Here is a 15,950-nt window from a genome sequence, read left to right as displayed (position 1 = left end):
CTTTTCGTCTCTTAATCCACTCTTTAAAAAATGAGTTATATTGCTGGACACAGATCCAGCAATATCACATGCCCTTGAGGCTCATATCAAGCATTCTCTTTGTTTCAGCCGCCAGTTCAGGTGGGAGACCGGTTATATCCATACTCAGGAATCCTCTTACAATCATTGAGGCGGCCTCCTCCTCTGTAAGACCCCTTGAGGTCAGGTACATGACCTCCTCCTCTGCTATCTTACCCACTGCGGCCTCATGTGACATCTCAAGTTCAGTGGCGCTACCCTCAAGTTCAGGGACAGCGTATATCATGGAGTCATCTGAGAGTACAAGGCCATGGCATTCAAGGTGCCCCTTGACCTCTGGCACACGACCAGCAAGGTGCCCCCTGGAGTATATCTGGGATGAATCCTTTGAGACTGCACGTGAAACCATCTCTGCGCTTGAGCCCCTACCCTCAAGGATGACCCTTGATCCCATATCAAGGACAGAATCCTTCTGCCCACCAAGTATGGACTGGAACACAACCCTTGAGTTCTCACCGCTACAGTAGGCCGTTGGGTAGGACTGGATGCTCTTCACAGGGCTTGTTAGTATGTAGTTGCTTATGTAGGTTGCATTATCACCCACCATTATACCGGTACGTGGGCGCACCTCAACCTGCTCGGCCCAGTTGTGGACCATGGTGAATGTTATCTTGGAGCCCGGCTTCAGGTAGAACTCGGATACACCAACGTGCAGTGCTGAGCTAACATCCTCACCCGTTGCGCACCCTGTTATTATATGGAGCTCGGAATTTTCCTCGGCGATTATGATATTGTGGGCTGTCTGCATGACCCTCTCATCACCTATGAACATGCATGCCTGAAGGGGGAAGACTTCCCTTGCACCGGGCTTTGACCTTATGAAGTAGCCACCCATTTCCCCCTCAGCTTCCCTGAGGGCCGTTGTGGCTGTGTACTTGTCTGTGTCAACTGCGACCGCCTTCCACATGTAGTCCCTGAGCCAGCTGTACTTATCGAGGGCGACATTCATCCCCATGATTTCGATTGACTCTGATGCGCATGTTGTGCAGATGCCTGACTGGTCAACCTGTATGAATGTACCTGCACGTTCCCTCTCCTCAGGGTCCACACCAACCTTGAGGAGAGTCTCCTGGACCTCCTTTGGAACCTCCCTGGCCCTTGTCACCTCCTCGTGTTCACCGGCCTCCTCCTTTATGAACCTTTCAAGGTCGATGTCCTCGCCGTAGAGTGCCTTCTTCTCCTTTGCCTTCTCAGCCTTCTTCAGTGTATCCCGCAGCATTCAACACACCCCTTGAATCCATCCTTCCTTATATCCTCAATTATCTCCTGGGGGTTACCTGAACATGCGATGCGACCGTCCATGAGAACATGGGCTGTGTCGGCACTCACAAAGTTCAGTATGTAGCCCAGGTGGGTTATAAGGAGTCCCGCCTTCTGTCTCATACCAGGCTTCTTGTCCTTGTCCAGCAGTACGTTAATCTCCTCTGCAAGGAGCTCAACGTTCTCTATATCCACACCTGAGTCGGGTTCGTCAAACATTATGAAGTCGGGTTTCTGTGCAAGGAGCTGGAGGATCTCGGACCTCTTCACCTCCCCACCTGAGAATCCAAGGTTAACATCCCTCTCAAGGAAGCCCTCATCGAATTTCATCTTCGCTGCGAGTTCCCTGAGTTCGGGTGTGAGTTCATCATCTGTGCTGAGTCCGCTTTCCACCTTGAGGAGGTCCATGAGCTTCACACCCCTTATGGAGGGGGGGTTCTGGAAGCTCACACCTATACCCATTTTCACCCGCTCAGTTGTACTCATATCAGTTATATCCTCTCCCTTGAAGAGTATCTGGCCATCTGTGACCCTGTACTTTGGAAATCCGAGGATTGTCATAAAGAGCGTGCTCTTACCTGAGCCGTTGGGTCCCAGGAGGACATGTGTTTCACCCCTGTCGATGTAGAGGTCTATGTCCTTGAGGACCTGTTTTCCGCTAACCTCAACCGCAAGGTCGGTTATTTCAAGAAGCAGTTAAACCACCACCTATTTTTTCCTTGTAGATTAATATAATGTGAATACAATAAATAACTTCTGATATTATGGGGGGCTGATAAAGGATTCAAATAACTCCAGCGCCCTCCTGATTCCTGATTTCTGTCTTGCAAGGATCTCATCCGGATCCGAAAATCGGAGGTCCGCCTCCACATCAGAGTTTATAACATCCTCCCTCTCATCTGATACAACGGCAATACCGCCCCTGCCTGTACCCGCGGTTGTACCTATACCTATATCCGCGCCTGTTAGCCTTCTAACAGAGCGGGCCATCATGAGGGCCACCCTTTCATCCTCCCTTTCAGTGTAGACCTTTATGTCGTTGAGGGTGGCAGAGGGCTCGGGGGGCTCAAATCTGAGGATGCTACGGACACCTGAAAGTGTGGGTATGAAGAGGCCCGCCACAAGGGAGACCTCAGCATCAACACTCCACCGGTAGTTCATGGGGTAACCCATCGAGTAGGCGTGTATCTCCCTTGCAACGATGCCATGGGTGAAGCACTCTGCTGTGGCAACCCTTATCATCTCTGGACCCCCTGGAGGAGTTTGAGTATCTCTGCCGTCATGACCTCTGAGACCCTGTCCAGGACGTGGGGTGTTACAGGTTCCCAGTCCCTTATGAGTTTACCTGTACCCACAAGTACGTGCTCATGGATACCCTCGGCCTGCAGATAGGCTGCAATGGGGTTTTCAGGGTCCGCCTCTTCTATATCCACCACTGAGACGTCCTCTTCACCTATCCCGAATACCCCCATGGTGCTGATGGTGGCTGCCCCCCGCTCCTGGGCATACCGGATTATCTCTGCGGTGATGGGCAGGGTATCACCCCCTGCGATCTCCACACAGACCACATCCCCGCCTATGAGGCTAAGGTTGTCCACTGTGATGTACTCGGGTATGCCCTGAACGGTTCTTGAAAAGCCATCACAGGCGAGAGATTCAATGAACTTCACCTTGTATTCACCTATATTCGCCCCCATGAGGCGGAATATCAGGTCATCTGCAGATACCCTCTGACCATCGATGACCTTTATCCTTTCAGGGCCCCCACGGTGGATCTGCATGAGGTTGAGGGCGGTGCGGAAGCCCAGTCTCCCGGCACCGACAAGCGTGACCTCTCCACGTGGCACCTTCTTACCTTCAAGTTCAGAGATCTCCAATCATATCACCCGCTTGTGCACTGCTAGAATGTTTCATAGCGGTACTCTGTCCAGGGAGTACCTGTATCAATAAGGTCCACCATCAGCCCGAGGTCCTCTATCATATCGCGGAGCCTCAGGAGTCCCGGCATTTCCGTTGCATGGTGACCTGCATCAATGAGTGTCATGTTGAGGTTTCTTGCAAGAACCGCTGAGGCATGGGTGAGGTCACCTGATAGGTAAACATGGACCTCCTCAGAGAAGGCCCTTTTTATGAGGGCCCTGTCGGAGAGACCGAAACCTGATACAACCGCCACCCTGTCCAGGTATTCTCTCGGATTCACGACCCTCAATGTCCCCGGCCTCAGAATGGAGATTCTCTCCATGAGCTCCTCAAGTGGAATGTCTCCACTACATATGCGTCCCAGCCCGGTTTCAGGGTCAAGGAAGGATTCAACGTCCAGTCCAAGGGCATCTGCGAGGGCATCACAGGCACCGCCATCGGCAACGTCCCAGTTGGAATGTGCAACATAGTATGGAAGTGGAGGCTCAAGCTGGGGTGGGTGGTGGAGGACCAGGATGTCATATCCATCCACAGGCACATCATCCAGGTAGTCCATGAGCACCAGGACAGATTCAACCTCAACTTCAGGGCCATGGTATCCTATCCTGTCACCTGGAAGTGCAAGTTCAGGCGGTGCCAGGCTCTCCATGAACTCTATAAATGATTCTATTCTGATATTATCACCTTCGGACCTTTTTGGGTGCTTAAGGATGCACCGAGGAGCTCGTTGACTTTATTCTGATATTAATCACCTTTGAACATGATGGGATGAGGAAGTATGTGGTCTTGGATAGGGGTTAGTCTGTATCACCTTCAAGAGGCTAAAGAGGTATCATCTGTTATTCAGGAATTATCCTTGATTTTATCATCTCAAGGTTCCCTTCTATGATCCCATCGCAGTCCAGATCTTCAAGTGATGAAACCACGAGGGCAGGCGATTCAAGACGCCTCAGGAATCTCTCAGGGTCCCTGTCCTTAAAGAGTATCCTCTCAAAGAATTCAAGGGTTGCTGTTGCATAGAGTACGCCTTCAAATTCAAGTGCATCGGCCATAGACCTCCGCATGACCTCCACTGTGAGTGTCATTGTACCTGAGGTCTTTGCTCCGATGCCATAGGTGTGGAGGGATCCTGAAATTTCAGATTCAACCATTCGGAGTCTTTCGCATGTCCTGTTGAATTTCCTTATCTTATCATCGCTGCCATCTGATGTGGGGTCCTCAACTATGAATATGTCTGCGGTGATGCCCCCCAGTTCATCCTCTGTGACACCCCCAAGACCAGTTGTATCAACCAGGAGGTCCCAGTGACCCCTGAGGTCCATAACGCCTTCCTGGAAATTCACATCATCGCCAAGCATAAAACGTGTCTGGGGGTTTATATCTGCAACGGTCACATCACAGTCAAGTGAACCTGCAATCGCTGCACCCGTGAAGTATGAGCCAATTATAAGGGCGCTTTCAGGGTTCATATCGATTTCAGTGAGCCATTCGATAACAGCGGCCGATTTGACTGCGGATATGTGCTTGATTATGTCGTGTACCCTGTATGTGGAGAAGAATGTTTTAACTGTCCTTGTTATGCCTGTTTCATGGTGTTTCATTCTTATCCTCTGCTGAAGCCTATACGCTCAAGGGCATGGATCATCTCGGATCTCACGGCATCCTGAACGCCCATTTTGTGTATAACGTGTGGAGGTGACATGGCCGCTGAAAGGATCCTTCCCCTGGAGTCCATGATCACAAGGAGAGATCCAGAACCCGGAACCCCAAGCCGTCCGCGGGCAATAACAAGGTCTGCCCCTGATATGTCAAGTGCCATGAGGGCCTTTGTAATGGCCGGCATCCTTGTGAGGTCCGCCCAGTTGGTGTTGAACTGAAGGTGCTCTGCCTCAGTTAGGTTGAAGGACCTGAGGACCTCGTTTATCACATCAACCTTTTCACGGTTCCAGTTTGGAACAACAGTCCTTCGAGCGCCTCTTATATAGTCCCTTACTGCTTTAACTTCATCCTCACGGTCTCCTCTGCGACGATCCTCTGCAGATTCAATGTATGCGCTGGCTATTATATCCTCCAACATGACCACACCACTGTATATGATAAGACTCAAGGGTATTCAAGGGCTATTAAAGACCAGACCACTGTATTGATAAGATTAAGGATATGCACAGGCTATCTGACTAAACCCCTTCTATTAATCAGATCGCAAACCCGTCAGCCGCGGGGTTTGCTGATAGCTGGGGCTTCAGTCCCAGTTCATCCACAACCCTCAGCACATCGTTGAGGTTTCCATATCTTGGGGACCCGACCCCCTTAACATCATGGGGGTAACCGTCGGGTATGACCGTTGCAAGGTTATCCGCCCCTGCCATGAGGGAGAAGCGGACATTTTCAGGACCTATGGTGGGTGTTGGGACTGTTATCCTTATATCCGGGTACATTATACGTGTGATGGCTATTGTCTTCATCTGTTCCTCAAGCGGGCAGGGTGGATGGTTCTCCATGGGAGTGCCGGGGTAGGGGTTGAATCCCATGATGGGTATCTCTCCAAGTGTTTCAAATTCACCAAGGAACCTTAGGTGGGCAAGGCGGTCAGTGTAACTCTCACCAAGACCTATAAGCAGACCACTTGATAATTCTATTCCACTTTCACATACAAGTTCACAGACTCTTATCCTGTCTTCTATCTTCTCACCTGGCTTAACCCGCCTGAAAAGTTCCCTGTTGACGGTTTCAAGGTTACAGCATACCGTATCAGTGCCATAATCCGCAAGTTTCTCCACTGAAGCCCTGTTAAGGTCGGATCCAACGTTTATGAGCAGTTCAAGGGAGGTGTTCTCCTTCACTATTTTCGCCGCCTTAACGGCGTGTTCACCGTTGAATCCATGGGCTCCTGAGCAGCTGACCCTGGGTATTCCAGATTTCTCTATTATCCTGGCAGCTTCAAGGATCTCGTCATCGGTTTTGAAGAATGAAGTGTAGTATCCATTACGTGATGTTCCAGCGGCAAAGCCACAGTAGCCACATCTTGGCCGCACCTGGCAGATATTTGTTATGTGGACGGTGGATGTGAGTTTGATAACCCCTCTGTGCTCCTTCATGATGCTGAATGCTGTTTCCATGAGAAGGGCAAAATCTTTCGGGTCATCTATCTGGAATAACTGTATGATCTCGTTATCATCGAGGGGGTATCCCTCAGCCGCCTTTTTGAGTATTTTATCCATCAATTTAACACCAGTTTCAGCTGCTTGGGAACATAAAAGTCAGTTGGATCAGTATAAATCAGTTGGTTAAAAAAATAAATAAATTTTTGGGCTGGTGCCCAAGTTATTTCTTCCTCTTCTCGAGGATTTCAAAGACGGTTGGGAGTATGTCTGCTGATGCTCCGAAGTTCATGGAGTCAGCTGTACCCAGGAGTGCACCAGGGTCGAGGTGCTCCTCCATCTTGTCTATTCCAACCTTTTCCATGAGGGCTGTTATCTGATCGAGGGACTCCTTGGCCATCATCTGTGCGAAACCTGCTGGTGCGCCGAGTACCTGTGTAACTGAGTCCCTGTAGGAGAGTATACCTGCGTAGGTTATCGCTGTGAGCGCTGAGCACATGTCGCAGACAGGTCCGAGGAGTTCTGCTGGTAGCCTGTATGCGTTACCCCTTGCCTTCTGTCCAAGTTCAAATAGTGTGTTTATGGCTTCCTCTGAGGCGTAGCCCTCTGCAATGTACACCTGTCCCTTCATTTCAGGAACGGCACCTGGGTGGTAGGATGTTACGTTGAGTGTTTCAGGTTTGGTTACGAGGTCGCCGTGTTTTTCTTCAAATATCTTGTAGAACTTTGTGGTTGGAATGGTGCATGCATGGGTGACTATGGCGCCTGGTTTCAGGTCATCTATGAACTTGTTGATTATGTCTGGCTGCATGTCACCCTTTGGGAACCAGGTCATCACGAAGTCTGCGTCTGCGATGGCCTCTTTGTCATCTGTTGTTATTTCGAATCCAAGGTCTTCAGGGTGTGTGAAGTGTATTGCACCTTCTGGTGGTTTTGGGAGCTCCTTTGCAACTTCGTTGACCTTTTCCCTTATCTGTGGCATTATCTTTTCAGGGTCCTCTTTGTGGGCCTCTATGACGTCCTCGTAGGCGAAGTCGTCTATTACTGTGAACTGGTTGTCGAAGACGGGGTCTGCAACCACGACTTCATCCACACCTGCAAGTTCTTTTAGCTCTGCACCCATTGTTATTGTGGAATGGGTCATGGCTATTTCTGGTTTTCCAACCATTTCAGCGACTTCACAGGCCCTGGAAAAGTTTGTTATTCCACTGGCCGCGTGGGTCCTGTAACATCCTGCACCTAGTATTGCAAGTTTCATATCTATCACTCCATTTCTGTAATACTACTCATGTATTTAGTAGTACAAATTAATCGGTTTCCGCTATAAATATATTTTTTGATAATTCTCAAACCAAAAAGCTTATAAATTGAATTACATCTGCCTGTGACCACTGCATCTTGCAAATCTAATACCATGCCCCCTTTGCAGAGTGTCAGCAGGGACATGGATTACCATGGATTACCATGGGGGCACCATGAAGATATTCCGGCATCCAGTATTGCATGTCACAGTTACACCGGCCGGTGCCTGCTTCACTCTGAGGTTATATGCCTCATATAGGGTTTAAGTCATCAGCAATGTTCAGCCCCCTATTCCTGAGACCAGGTGGTACCTCCCATTATATATGAAGATAATTAAAATTATTAAGATATTAATATCAAAATCTGGATTTTGCGTGGCTTCAATCCATGGGGCAGCAGTAGAATGTTGCCCTTAACCCGTGAATGTGGTGTTGCTCACTCCTATGAAGAATTGAGGTACACATTAACTATAATATTAAAAAATACTTGTTTATTATGAATTGAATTTCCTGACGTAAATATTAACTGCGGATTTACAGACATCTGGATACAATTTTTTTGGTTTTTAAGGATTTAATATTGCATTTAAATTAAAATAACTAATTTTGAGCTGTTATAATTCTTTTAAATGGCCTCAGAGAGCCTTTACATTTTAGAAACATTTATATATGTAATACTTGTTAGCTCATTATTATGATAATCGCGATAAAACCGGAGGTTGTGGTGAAATCATGGAGATCCAGATTCAGAAAATTGGACTTTTTCGTCCTGAAAAAAACCCAAGATCATGTACCCTGAGCCTTGACATGGACTGGAAAATTGACTACACACATTTTAGCAGGGATTCAGTTGAATACACATTCTATGTGGAATCCCTCAAAGGACTACCCCTAAATTTTAAAATAGAGGGGAAAGTTGTACCGGAGGATTCTGAAAAACTACCTGGAAATCTTTCAGAAATCCTCCTTGACTTTGGACTTAAAATCATGGTTGAATTATTCAACATAACCCGTGACAGGACCCTCAGCGTCCAGAATGAACTTGTAAGCATTGATGAATTCCAGAAAAAAGTGAAAAATTTAGAGGTGTAGAAAAATGATGGTGAAACACACGGTATGCCCGTCCTGCAGTGCAGGTTGTGGTGTGAACATTATAGAGATGGAAGGTTCCCCTGTGGGGACCTATCCCTACAAGAGGCACCCTGTGAATGAGGGGAAAACCTGCAGAATTGGCAGGGAATGCTATGAAATCCCTGTGAGCGGAAGGTTAACAGCACCAGCTCTTAAAAAATCAGGGAGGCTCAGTGGGGTGAACTGGGATGAGGCCCTTCAGAAATTGGCAGAAATGCTCTCATCCATGCCATCATCCATTATAACAACGGGGACACTCACAAATGAGGAAGCCTTCAGACTGAGCAAACTGGTTGAGAGGGTTGAACCGGATAAATCTGGTGTAATAACGGTTTTCCCGAAATTTGATTACCCTGAGATCGACATAAGAACAATAAAGGATAGGGATAACATTGCGGTCATAGGTGATGTTATAGATTGCGCCCCCCTCATCGGGAGGCGACTATTCCATGCGATGGCATCCGGCGCTGATGTCAGATCCTATGATACCAGGGAGATCACAAGGACATCCCTGAACACACCATCCCACACAACGTTTTCACAGGCATCAGACCTGGTGGACAGTCTCAGAGAACTTCCAGAGGGATCCCTTGTAATCATCACCCATGAAACACCCTGGATCATAGGAGAGGTCATCCAGCTCTCATCTGAAATGGGATTTGAGATCCTCCCCATCTTTGAGGACTTCAACACCAGGGGTGTTATGCAGCACATGGCACCCATCAGTGACATACCTGAAACAGATTTTCTATGGTTAATTGATCCAGGCGCGGTTTTTTCTGGAAATACAGAGACATCAGGTTTCCTGGCTCTCCAGTCAATAGGGACAGGGGACCTGGATCCTGACATGTTCCTTGCAACTGCAGCATGGTGTGAAAAATCGGGTTCATACACCAGTGCAACGGGCTACACTGTGAACCTTGAACCTGCATTAAAGGAACCAGAAGGGGTTCTCACTGATGGAGAAATCTTTGACAGAATACTGGCTAATCTGGGTGATTAAAAATGAAATACCTTCTTGCAAGAGCTAAGGATGAGGAAATCCGGGAAAGGGGAGAATGTGGCGGAGCAGCTACAGCCATCTTCAAGTACCTCCTTGATAGTGACATTGTCGATGGAGTGCTCACACTCGAAAGGGGCGAGGATATCTATGACGGTATACCCGTACTCCTTGAAGACTCAGATGGAATAGTATCCACATGCGGGTCGCTTCACTGCGCGCCAACCATGTTCGGGGACCTCATATCCACATATCTCAGTGATATGAGGCTGGCTGTGGCAGTAAAACCCTGTGATGCAATGGCCATAAGGGAACTCGAAAAGAGGCACCAGATAGATCCTGATAGAATATATAAGATAGGCCTGAACTGTGGCGGCACACTGTCCCCTGTCTCTGCAAGGGAAATGATAGAGGCCTTCTATGAAATAGACCCCGACGAGGTTGTGAAGGAGGAGATCGACAAGGGTAAATTCATAGTTGAACTCAAAGATGGAACTCACAGGGAGATATCCATAGATTACCTCGAGGAGGAGGGGTTCGGAAGACGTGAAAACTGTCAGCGCTGCGAAATGATGGTGCCCAGGAACGCTGACATAGCCTGCGGAAACTGGGGCGCAGAGGAAGGATGGACCTTCATAGAGGTCAATACTGAGAGGGGTGAGGATATAATCGAAGGAGCCCGCAGCAGTGGATACATTGAGGTTAAAACACCACCTGAAAAGATGATAAAAATCAGGGAAAAGATTGAGAATGCAATGATCAGCATGGCCAGGAAGTTTCAGGATAAATACCTTGAGGAGGAATACCCCTCACTGGATGAATGGGATGAGTACTGGAAGCGATGCATCAACTGCTTTGCATGCAGGGACGCCTGTCCAGTATGCTTCTGCAGGGAATGTGAACTTGAGAAGGACTACCTCAAGGAGTCAGATGAAAAGGCACCGGACCCCCTCACATTCCAGGGGGTGAGGCTCTCGCACATGGGCTTCAGCTGCATAAACTGCGGCCAGTGTGAGGATGTCTGCCCCATGGACATACCCATTGCAAGGATCTACCACAGGATACAGAAAAAATACCGTGACAGAACAGGCTTCATGGCAGGAGTGAGCGAAGAACTGCCCCCAATGTACAGTGGGGAGAAGGATTAGAGGTGATATGATGAGTTTCGAGCCGAAGATAGTCGGGTTCTGCTGCAACTGGTGCTCCTATGGCGGAGCAGACACTGCGGGAACAGCAAGGATGCAGTACCCTCCCAACGTCCGTATCATAAGGGTGATGTGCTCTGGCCGTGTCAATGCCTCAATGATACTCAAGGCCTTCCGTGAGGGTGCAGATGGTGTCTTTGTTGGGGGATGCCACATAGGTGACTGCCACTATGATTCAGGAAACTACAAATGGAAACGAAGAGCCCGGTTCATTGAGGACATACTCCCTGAATTTGGCATAGAGAAGGAGAGATTCCGGTGGGAGTGGATATCGGCATCGGAGGGTGAAAAGTTTCAGAAAACTATGCAGGAATTCTATGAAACAATAAAATCCCTTGGACCACTGAAGAGGGCAGGAAAATAGCAGGTATTAAAATTATGGGTTAAGGTCGCATGTTTTTATTAACCCATAATTTTTGTCAAAATTTATAACATCAGCCGCTTCATAGTGAATCACAGTGACCTATAAAGGTGAAACAATATGCACGATATCATCAGGGAAGCAGTGGATAATCCTGAAACTGCATGGGAAATCATGAAAATGGACAGGGATGTCACGGCTGTGGTGGATGCAATTTCTGACCTTTCAATGGAGGATAAGATTAAACTGGGGGCCACCTTCAAGAGGTTCCCCCTGGGCTGTGACCTCACAGAGGTCATTGTTGGCACCTGCGCATCTGACCTTGAGAGGACGGATCTTATTGGAAACTGCATCCTTTCAGACACGATAGGTGCAACAATACACGTCTGTGCCTATGCATTTGCAGATATAGCCGAGAACTATGGCATGAGGCCTGTGGACCTCATGAGGGAGGTGCGGGAGACCACTGAGGTCCCCCTGGACCTTGACCACTTTGGAAGATACGGCCCAATGAGGTTTCCCCGGTCAATAACCGGATGCGGAGGACAGTGTTACCTTGAGGGGCCCCCATTTGAGGGCTGTCCACGCAAAAGAATACATTCAAGACTCCTTGAAAATGAAAGGGAGGGCTTGCCTGACAGGGATGAATGGGTTGAACTCGCATCCTCTGTGGCGGTTAACCTGACACCGGTTCAGGGGGCTGAAACCCACGCAGCACCCCTGGATGAGGCACAGGAGGTTCTTGAACTTGCAAGGAAACATGGTAAGGGTGTTGAGGCCATAATGTTCGTTGGAGACGGATACGATGACCTCATATCCGGCTTTGAGGCAGGACTTGATATGGGCGTCGATGTATTCGTACTTGAGGGCGGCCCCTTCAACCTTGCGTCTGACAGACTTGACGCCTTTGCAGGGGCTGTTGCCGCAGCAAGGATCCTTACACCAGGTAGAATAGTTGCAACCAACGGCGCATATGAGGACGAGTGCCGTATAGGACTCAGGTCAGGGCTTAATGCCATAATAACAGGATTTCCAAAGAACCATCATGGTTACATGTGTGGTTACAGTCCCGGCACAGCAAGAAGGGGTAACTTTGGTCTTCCCAGGATTATCAAGATAATGAGGGATGAGGTTAAGGCCGGTCTCACACCAGTGCCGGTACAGAAGCCCCAGCTTGAGGCCCTTGCAGCTGCAGTGAAGGTATCTGGAACAGAGAATGTCTATCCAGAAACCATCGGGCATACATATGTGGGTGACGCCCACTGGGCTTGCCTCCCATCAACTCCACTCTATGAACGGGTGAAGATAAAGAGGGACGTGGATACGCTTGCTGAGATGACCAGAAACGGCGACATACATGGAACAGTGGCAATCTTCGGCGCAAGATTCGTATCCTGGGTGATTGCAAAGAAACTTGATGGAATGGTGGATGAATTCGTACTTGTGGACAGTGACCCGTGGGTTGAATGGGTCAGCGTGGACAATCTCAGATCAGAAATTAAAACCGAGGTTCGCTGTGGCGGTTCCAGTGACGCCGATGCATACAGGGATTCTGATTCAGCCATAGTGTCCACAACCATCCCGGAGATCGCTGCAAAAATTTCCGGGAAATTCAGAGACGCAGTGACCCTTGTATGAACGTCATATTAACGGTTTAATGGGGAGATGGCAGTATTAAAAATAATAAAAATTTTAACCACATATATAAAATTTTCGAAATTGTTTCATAAGTAACCTTTATACTTGCCACTCCTAAACCATATACCAAGTACAATTATAAGTACAACCCAAGCAAGGAGGAAACTCTATGGCTGAAGATGACATAAAAATTGTGATGTTCTGTTGTAACTGGTGTTCCTACGGTGGAGCGGACACTGCGGGAACAGCAAGGATGCAGTACCCTACAAACATTAGGGTTATCCGTGTGATGTGCTCAGGAAGGATAGAGCCACAGTTTGTTTTCAAGGCATTCAGGGAAGGCGCTGACGGTGTTCTCGTAACAGGATGCCACCACGGTGACTGCCACTACGACGCAGGAAACTACAAGCTCGACAGGAGAATGAGACTGATCTACAAACTGGCAGATGAACTCGGAATTGGCAGGGAAAGGATCCACCACGACTGGATATCCGCATCAGAGGGTGAAAAATTCGCCGAAACCGTCAAGATGATGGTTGACAGGATAAGGGCCCTTGGTCCATCACCAATCAAAAAACAGCTAGCTGAAGCATAAGGAGGATGTTAAATGGCTGAAAAGGCAAAAATAGGAACAATGTGGCTTGGAGGATGCTCCGGGTGCCACCTGTCCATTGCAGACTTACACGAAGCACTTCTGGATGTCATGGAACTTGCTGACTTTGAATTCAGCCCTGTTTTAATGGACACAAAATACGATGAAATCCCTGAACTCGATGTTGTTATCATCGAGGGCGGAATCGTAAACGATGAGAACAGGGAATTTGCAGAGGAGCTCAGGGAAAAGGCCAAATTTGTCATAAGTTACGGTACATGTGCTGTATACGGCGGCATACCAGGCCTCAGGAACCTCTGGGACAAGGATGAGGTCATAGAGGAAGCCTACATCAACTCCATAACAACACCAAACGAAGAGGGCGTCATCCCATCCGAAGAGGTACCACACCTTGAGGGAAGGGTTAAGCCACTGGGTGAAGTCATAGATGTTGACTTCGAAGTTCCAGGATGCCCACCAAGATCAGATGTTGTCGCCGAGGTTGTTCTCGCACTCCTCAAGGGCGAAGAAATAGAACTGCCAAGCACAAACCTCTGTGAGGTCTGCCCAAGGGAAAAACCACCAGAAGGCCTTGCAATGGACTTCATAAAGAGGCAGTTCGAGGTTGGTAAACCAGAGGATGACCTCTGTCTCATACCACAGGGACTCATCTGCATGGGCCCAGCAACCATATCAATCTGCGGTGCAGAGTGCCCGAGCATAGCCATACCATGCCGTGGCTGCTACGGTCCAACAGCACGTGTCGAGGACCAGGGTGCCAAGATGATAAGTGCCATAGCCTCTGACTACAAGGTCGAGGAGGACAAAACCGTCGACCCAGAGGAAGTGGCTGAACAGCTGGATGACATTGTTGGAACATTCTACACATTCACACTTCCAGCAGCACTCATACCAATGAAAATAAAGAAGGAGGGTAAATAGATGGTTAAACTCACAATGGAACCTGTGACCCGTATTGAAGGTCACGCCAAGATTACCGTACACCTCGATGATGCAGGTAATGTTGAGGACACAAGGCTCCATGTTATGGAATTCCGTGGATTCGAAAAATTCCTCCAGGGAAGACCCATAGAGGAAGCCCCAAGGATAGTTCCAAGGATCTGCGGTATCTGTGACGTGCAGCACCACCTGGCAGCCGCAAAGGCTGTTGACGCCTGCTTTGGTTTTGAACCAGATGATGTCCTTCCTGCAGCCTACAGGATGAGGGAGCTCATGAACTGGGGCTCATACATGCACTCCCATGGCCTGCACTTCTACTTCCTTGCAGCCCCTGACTTCATAGCAGGTAAGGACAGAAAGACAAGGAACGTCTTCCAGATAATAAAGGACGCACCTGATGTTGCTCTTCAGGCCATAGAGTTACGTAAAAATGCTCTGGAAATCGTCAGGGCCACAGGCGGAAGGCCAATTCACCCAACCTCCTCAACACCAGGAGGTATATCAACAGAACTGGACGATGAAACACAGAAGGACCTCCTCAAGAAGGCCCAGAGGAACGTTGAACTGGCAGAGGCCACCCTGGAACTTGCAGTTCCAATATTCGAGGAAAACATTGACCTCGTGAACTCACTGGGCAACATCGAGACCTACCACACAGGTCTTGTCAAGGACGGTGTATGGGATGTCTACGATGGTATAGTACGGATAAAGGACAAGGAAGGAAACATGTTCAGGGAGTTCAAACCAGCAGACTACGCTGACACCATCGCTGAACACGTTAAACCATACTCCTGGCTCAAATTCCCATACATAAAGGACCTCGGCTACCCTGACGGTGTATACAGGGTATCACCACTCTCAAGGCTCAACGTCGCAGACAAGATGCCTGATGCAGCTCCAAAGGCACAGGAACACTTCAAGGAGTTCCAGGACAACTTTGGGTACGCACAGCAGACACTACTATACCACTGGGCAAGGCTCATAGAACTCCTCGCATGTGCTGAATGTGCAGCCGATGCACTTGAAGGAGACCTATCAGGAGAGAAGTTCCCTGATTCACTTGAAAGGCAGGCAGGCGACGGTGTGGGCATAGTTGAGGCACCCAGGGGAACACTCACACACCACTACACCTGTGATGAGAACGGCCTCATAACCAAGGCAAACATCGTGGTTGCAACAATCCAGAACAACCCTGCCATGGAGATGGGTATCCAGAAGGTTGCCCAGGACTACATCAAACCTGGTGTTGAAGTGGATGATAAGATATTCAACCTCATGGAGATGGTCATAAGGGCATACGACCCATGTCTCTCCTGCGCAACACACACCATTGACAGTCAGATGAGACTTGCCACCTTAGAAGTATACGACAGTGAAGGCGACCTTGTAAAAAGGATCTAATT

17 protein-coding genes are annotated in these 15,950 nt (G+C 48.6%); 8 read left to right on the top strand and 9 right to left on the bottom strand.

Annotated elements, in window-relative coordinates:
- Positions 1-64 precede the first annotated feature (64 nt).
- The 9 genes from AB9H23_RS06235 to hmd form a co-directional block, all read right to left on the bottom strand.
- Positions 65-1,297, bottom strand: a complete 1,233-nt coding sequence (locus AB9H23_RS06235; RefSeq protein ID WP_370004536.1) for a SufD family Fe-S cluster assembly protein — start codon at positions 1,295-1,297, stop codon at positions 65-67.
- Positions 1,279-2,034, bottom strand: coding sequence for a Fe-S cluster assembly ATPase SufC (gene sufC, locus AB9H23_RS06230; protein WP_370005970.1), 756 nt, complete (start codon positions 2,032-2,034; stop codon positions 1,279-1,281). The genes AB9H23_RS06235 and sufC overlap by 19 nt, the downstream gene beginning before the upstream one ends.
- Before the next feature lie 66 nt (positions 2,035-2,100).
- Complete coding sequence (locus AB9H23_RS06225) at positions 2,101-2,580, bottom strand: FeGP cofactor biosynthesis protein HcgF family protein (RefSeq protein WP_370004535.1); 480 nt, start codon at positions 2,578-2,580, stop codon at positions 2,101-2,103.
- Entirely contained in the window at positions 2,577-3,215 is a 639-nt protein-coding gene (locus AB9H23_RS06220; RefSeq protein WP_370004534.1) for a ThiF family adenylyltransferase, read from the bottom strand. The genes AB9H23_RS06225 and AB9H23_RS06220 overlap by 4 nt, the downstream gene beginning before the upstream one ends.
- 23 nt (positions 3,216-3,238) lie before the next feature.
- Entirely contained in the window at positions 3,239-3,928 is a 690-nt protein-coding gene (locus AB9H23_RS06215; protein WP_370005968.1) for a Nif3-like dinuclear metal center hexameric protein, read from the bottom strand.
- Between the two features lie 169 nt (positions 3,929-4,097).
- Positions 4,098-4,859 (bottom strand): SAM-dependent methyltransferase HcgC family protein, encoded by a 762-nt coding sequence (locus AB9H23_RS06210; RefSeq protein ID WP_370004533.1) that lies wholly within the window; start codon positions 4,857-4,859, stop codon positions 4,098-4,100.
- Positions 4,860-4,861: 2 nt separating this feature from the next.
- Positions 4,862-5,335: a DUF3236 domain-containing protein gene (locus AB9H23_RS06205; RefSeq protein WP_370004532.1), complete on the bottom strand. Its 474-nt coding sequence runs from the start codon at positions 5,333-5,335 to the stop codon at positions 4,862-4,864.
- A 118-nt stretch (positions 5,336-5,453) separates the two neighbouring features.
- Entirely contained in the window at positions 5,454-6,482 is a 1,029-nt protein-coding gene (gene hmdB, locus AB9H23_RS06200; RefSeq protein WP_370004531.1) for a 5,10-methenyltetrahydromethanopterin hydrogenase cofactor biosynthesis protein HmdB, read from the bottom strand.
- Positions 6,483-6,582: 100 nt separating this feature from the next.
- Complete coding sequence (hmd, locus tag AB9H23_RS06195; RefSeq protein ID WP_370004530.1) at positions 6,583-7,617, bottom strand: 5,10-methenyltetrahydromethanopterin hydrogenase; 1,035 nt, start codon at positions 7,615-7,617, stop codon at positions 6,583-6,585.
- 775 nt (positions 7,618-8,392) lie between these two features.
- On the opposite strand from hmd, the gene AB9H23_RS06190 reads away from it, so the two are divergent.
- From AB9H23_RS06190 to mvhA, 8 genes are all read left to right on the top strand, one after another.
- Complete coding sequence (locus AB9H23_RS06190) at positions 8,393-8,752, top strand: hypothetical protein (RefSeq protein WP_370004529.1); 360 nt, start codon at positions 8,393-8,395, stop codon at positions 8,750-8,752.
- 4 nt (positions 8,753-8,756) lie between these two features.
- Positions 8,757-9,794 (top strand): formate dehydrogenase, encoded by a 1,038-nt coding sequence (locus AB9H23_RS06185; RefSeq protein ID WP_370004528.1) that lies wholly within the window; start codon positions 8,757-8,759, stop codon positions 9,792-9,794.
- A 2-nt stretch (positions 9,795-9,796) separates the two neighbouring features.
- Positions 9,797-10,939, top strand: coding sequence for a Coenzyme F420 hydrogenase/dehydrogenase, beta subunit C-terminal domain (locus tag AB9H23_RS06180; protein WP_370004527.1), 1,143 nt, complete (start codon positions 9,797-9,799; stop codon positions 10,937-10,939).
- Between the two features lie 10 nt (positions 10,940-10,949).
- Positions 10,950-11,360, top strand: a complete 411-nt coding sequence (locus AB9H23_RS06175; protein WP_370004526.1) for a hydrogenase iron-sulfur subunit — start codon at positions 10,950-10,952, stop codon at positions 11,358-11,360.
- 117 nt (positions 11,361-11,477) lie between these two features.
- Positions 11,478-12,995 (top strand): 5,10-methenyltetrahydromethanopterin hydrogenase cofactor biosynthesis protein HmdC, encoded by a 1,518-nt coding sequence (gene hmdC / locus AB9H23_RS06170; protein WP_370004525.1) that lies wholly within the window; start codon positions 11,478-11,480, stop codon positions 12,993-12,995.
- A gap of 169 nt (positions 12,996-13,164) precedes the next feature.
- Complete coding sequence (locus AB9H23_RS06165; RefSeq protein ID WP_013296309.1) at positions 13,165-13,590, top strand: hydrogenase iron-sulfur subunit; 426 nt, start codon at positions 13,165-13,167, stop codon at positions 13,588-13,590.
- 12 nt (positions 13,591-13,602) lie between these two features.
- Positions 13,603-14,529, top strand: coding sequence for a F420-non-reducing hydrogenase subunit MvhG (mvhG, locus tag AB9H23_RS06160; RefSeq protein ID WP_321211098.1), 927 nt, complete (start codon positions 13,603-13,605; stop codon positions 14,527-14,529).
- On the top strand, positions 14,530-15,948 hold the full coding sequence (gene mvhA / locus AB9H23_RS06155) for a F420-non-reducing hydrogenase subunit MvhA (protein ID WP_370004524.1): 1,419 nt from the start codon (positions 14,530-14,532) through the stop codon (positions 15,946-15,948). It begins immediately after the preceding gene.
- The last annotated feature ends 2 nt before the right edge of the window (positions 15,949-15,950 follow it).

Source organism: Methanothermobacter sp. KEPCO 2, from assembly GCF_041228365.1.
GTDB classification, from domain to species: Archaea; Methanobacteriota; Methanobacteria; order Methanobacteriales; family Methanothermobacteraceae; genus Methanothermobacter; species Methanothermobacter marburgensis.
The sequence above is the reverse complement of the archived record's forward strand: the minus strand, read 5'-3'. Positions and strand labels throughout refer to the sequence as shown.

Coding starts and splice junctions, on each gene's coding strand:
- AB9H23_RS06235 (WP_370004536.1), bottom strand. CDS start 1,297: ATGCTGCGGGATACACTGAAGAAGGCTGAGAAGGCAAAGGAGAAGAAG.
- AB9H23_RS06225 (WP_370004535.1), bottom strand. CDS start 2,580: ATGATAAGGGTTGCCACAGCAGAGTGCTTCACCCATGGCATCGTTGCA.
- AB9H23_RS06210 (WP_370004533.1), bottom strand. CDS start 4,859: ATGAAACACCATGAAACAGGCATAACAAGGACAGTTAAAACATTCTTC.
- AB9H23_RS06205 (WP_370004532.1), bottom strand. CDS start 5,335: ATGTTGGAGGATATAATAGCCAGCGCATACATTGAATCTGCAGAGGAT.
- hmd (WP_370004530.1), bottom strand. CDS start 7,617: ATGAAACTTGCAATACTAGGTGCAGGATGTTACAGGACCCACGCGGCC.
- AB9H23_RS06190 (WP_370004529.1), top strand. CDS start 8,393: ATGGAGATCCAGATTCAGAAAATTGGACTTTTTCGTCCTGAAAAAAAC.
- AB9H23_RS06185 (WP_370004528.1), top strand. CDS start 8,757: ATGATGGTGAAACACACGGTATGCCCGTCCTGCAGTGCAGGTTGTGGT.
- AB9H23_RS06180 (WP_370004527.1), top strand. CDS start 9,797: ATGAAATACCTTCTTGCAAGAGCTAAGGATGAGGAAATCCGGGAAAGG.
- AB9H23_RS06175 (WP_370004526.1), top strand. CDS start 10,950: ATGAGTTTCGAGCCGAAGATAGTCGGGTTCTGCTGCAACTGGTGCTCC.
- hmdC (WP_370004525.1), top strand. CDS start 11,478: ATGCACGATATCATCAGGGAAGCAGTGGATAATCCTGAAACTGCATGG.
- AB9H23_RS06165 (WP_013296309.1), top strand. CDS start 13,165: ATGGCTGAAGATGACATAAAAATTGTGATGTTCTGTTGTAACTGGTGT.
- mvhG (WP_321211098.1), top strand. CDS start 13,603: ATGGCTGAAAAGGCAAAAATAGGAACAATGTGGCTTGGAGGATGCTCC.
- mvhA (WP_370004524.1), top strand. CDS start 14,530: ATGGTTAAACTCACAATGGAACCTGTGACCCGTATTGAAGGTCACGCC.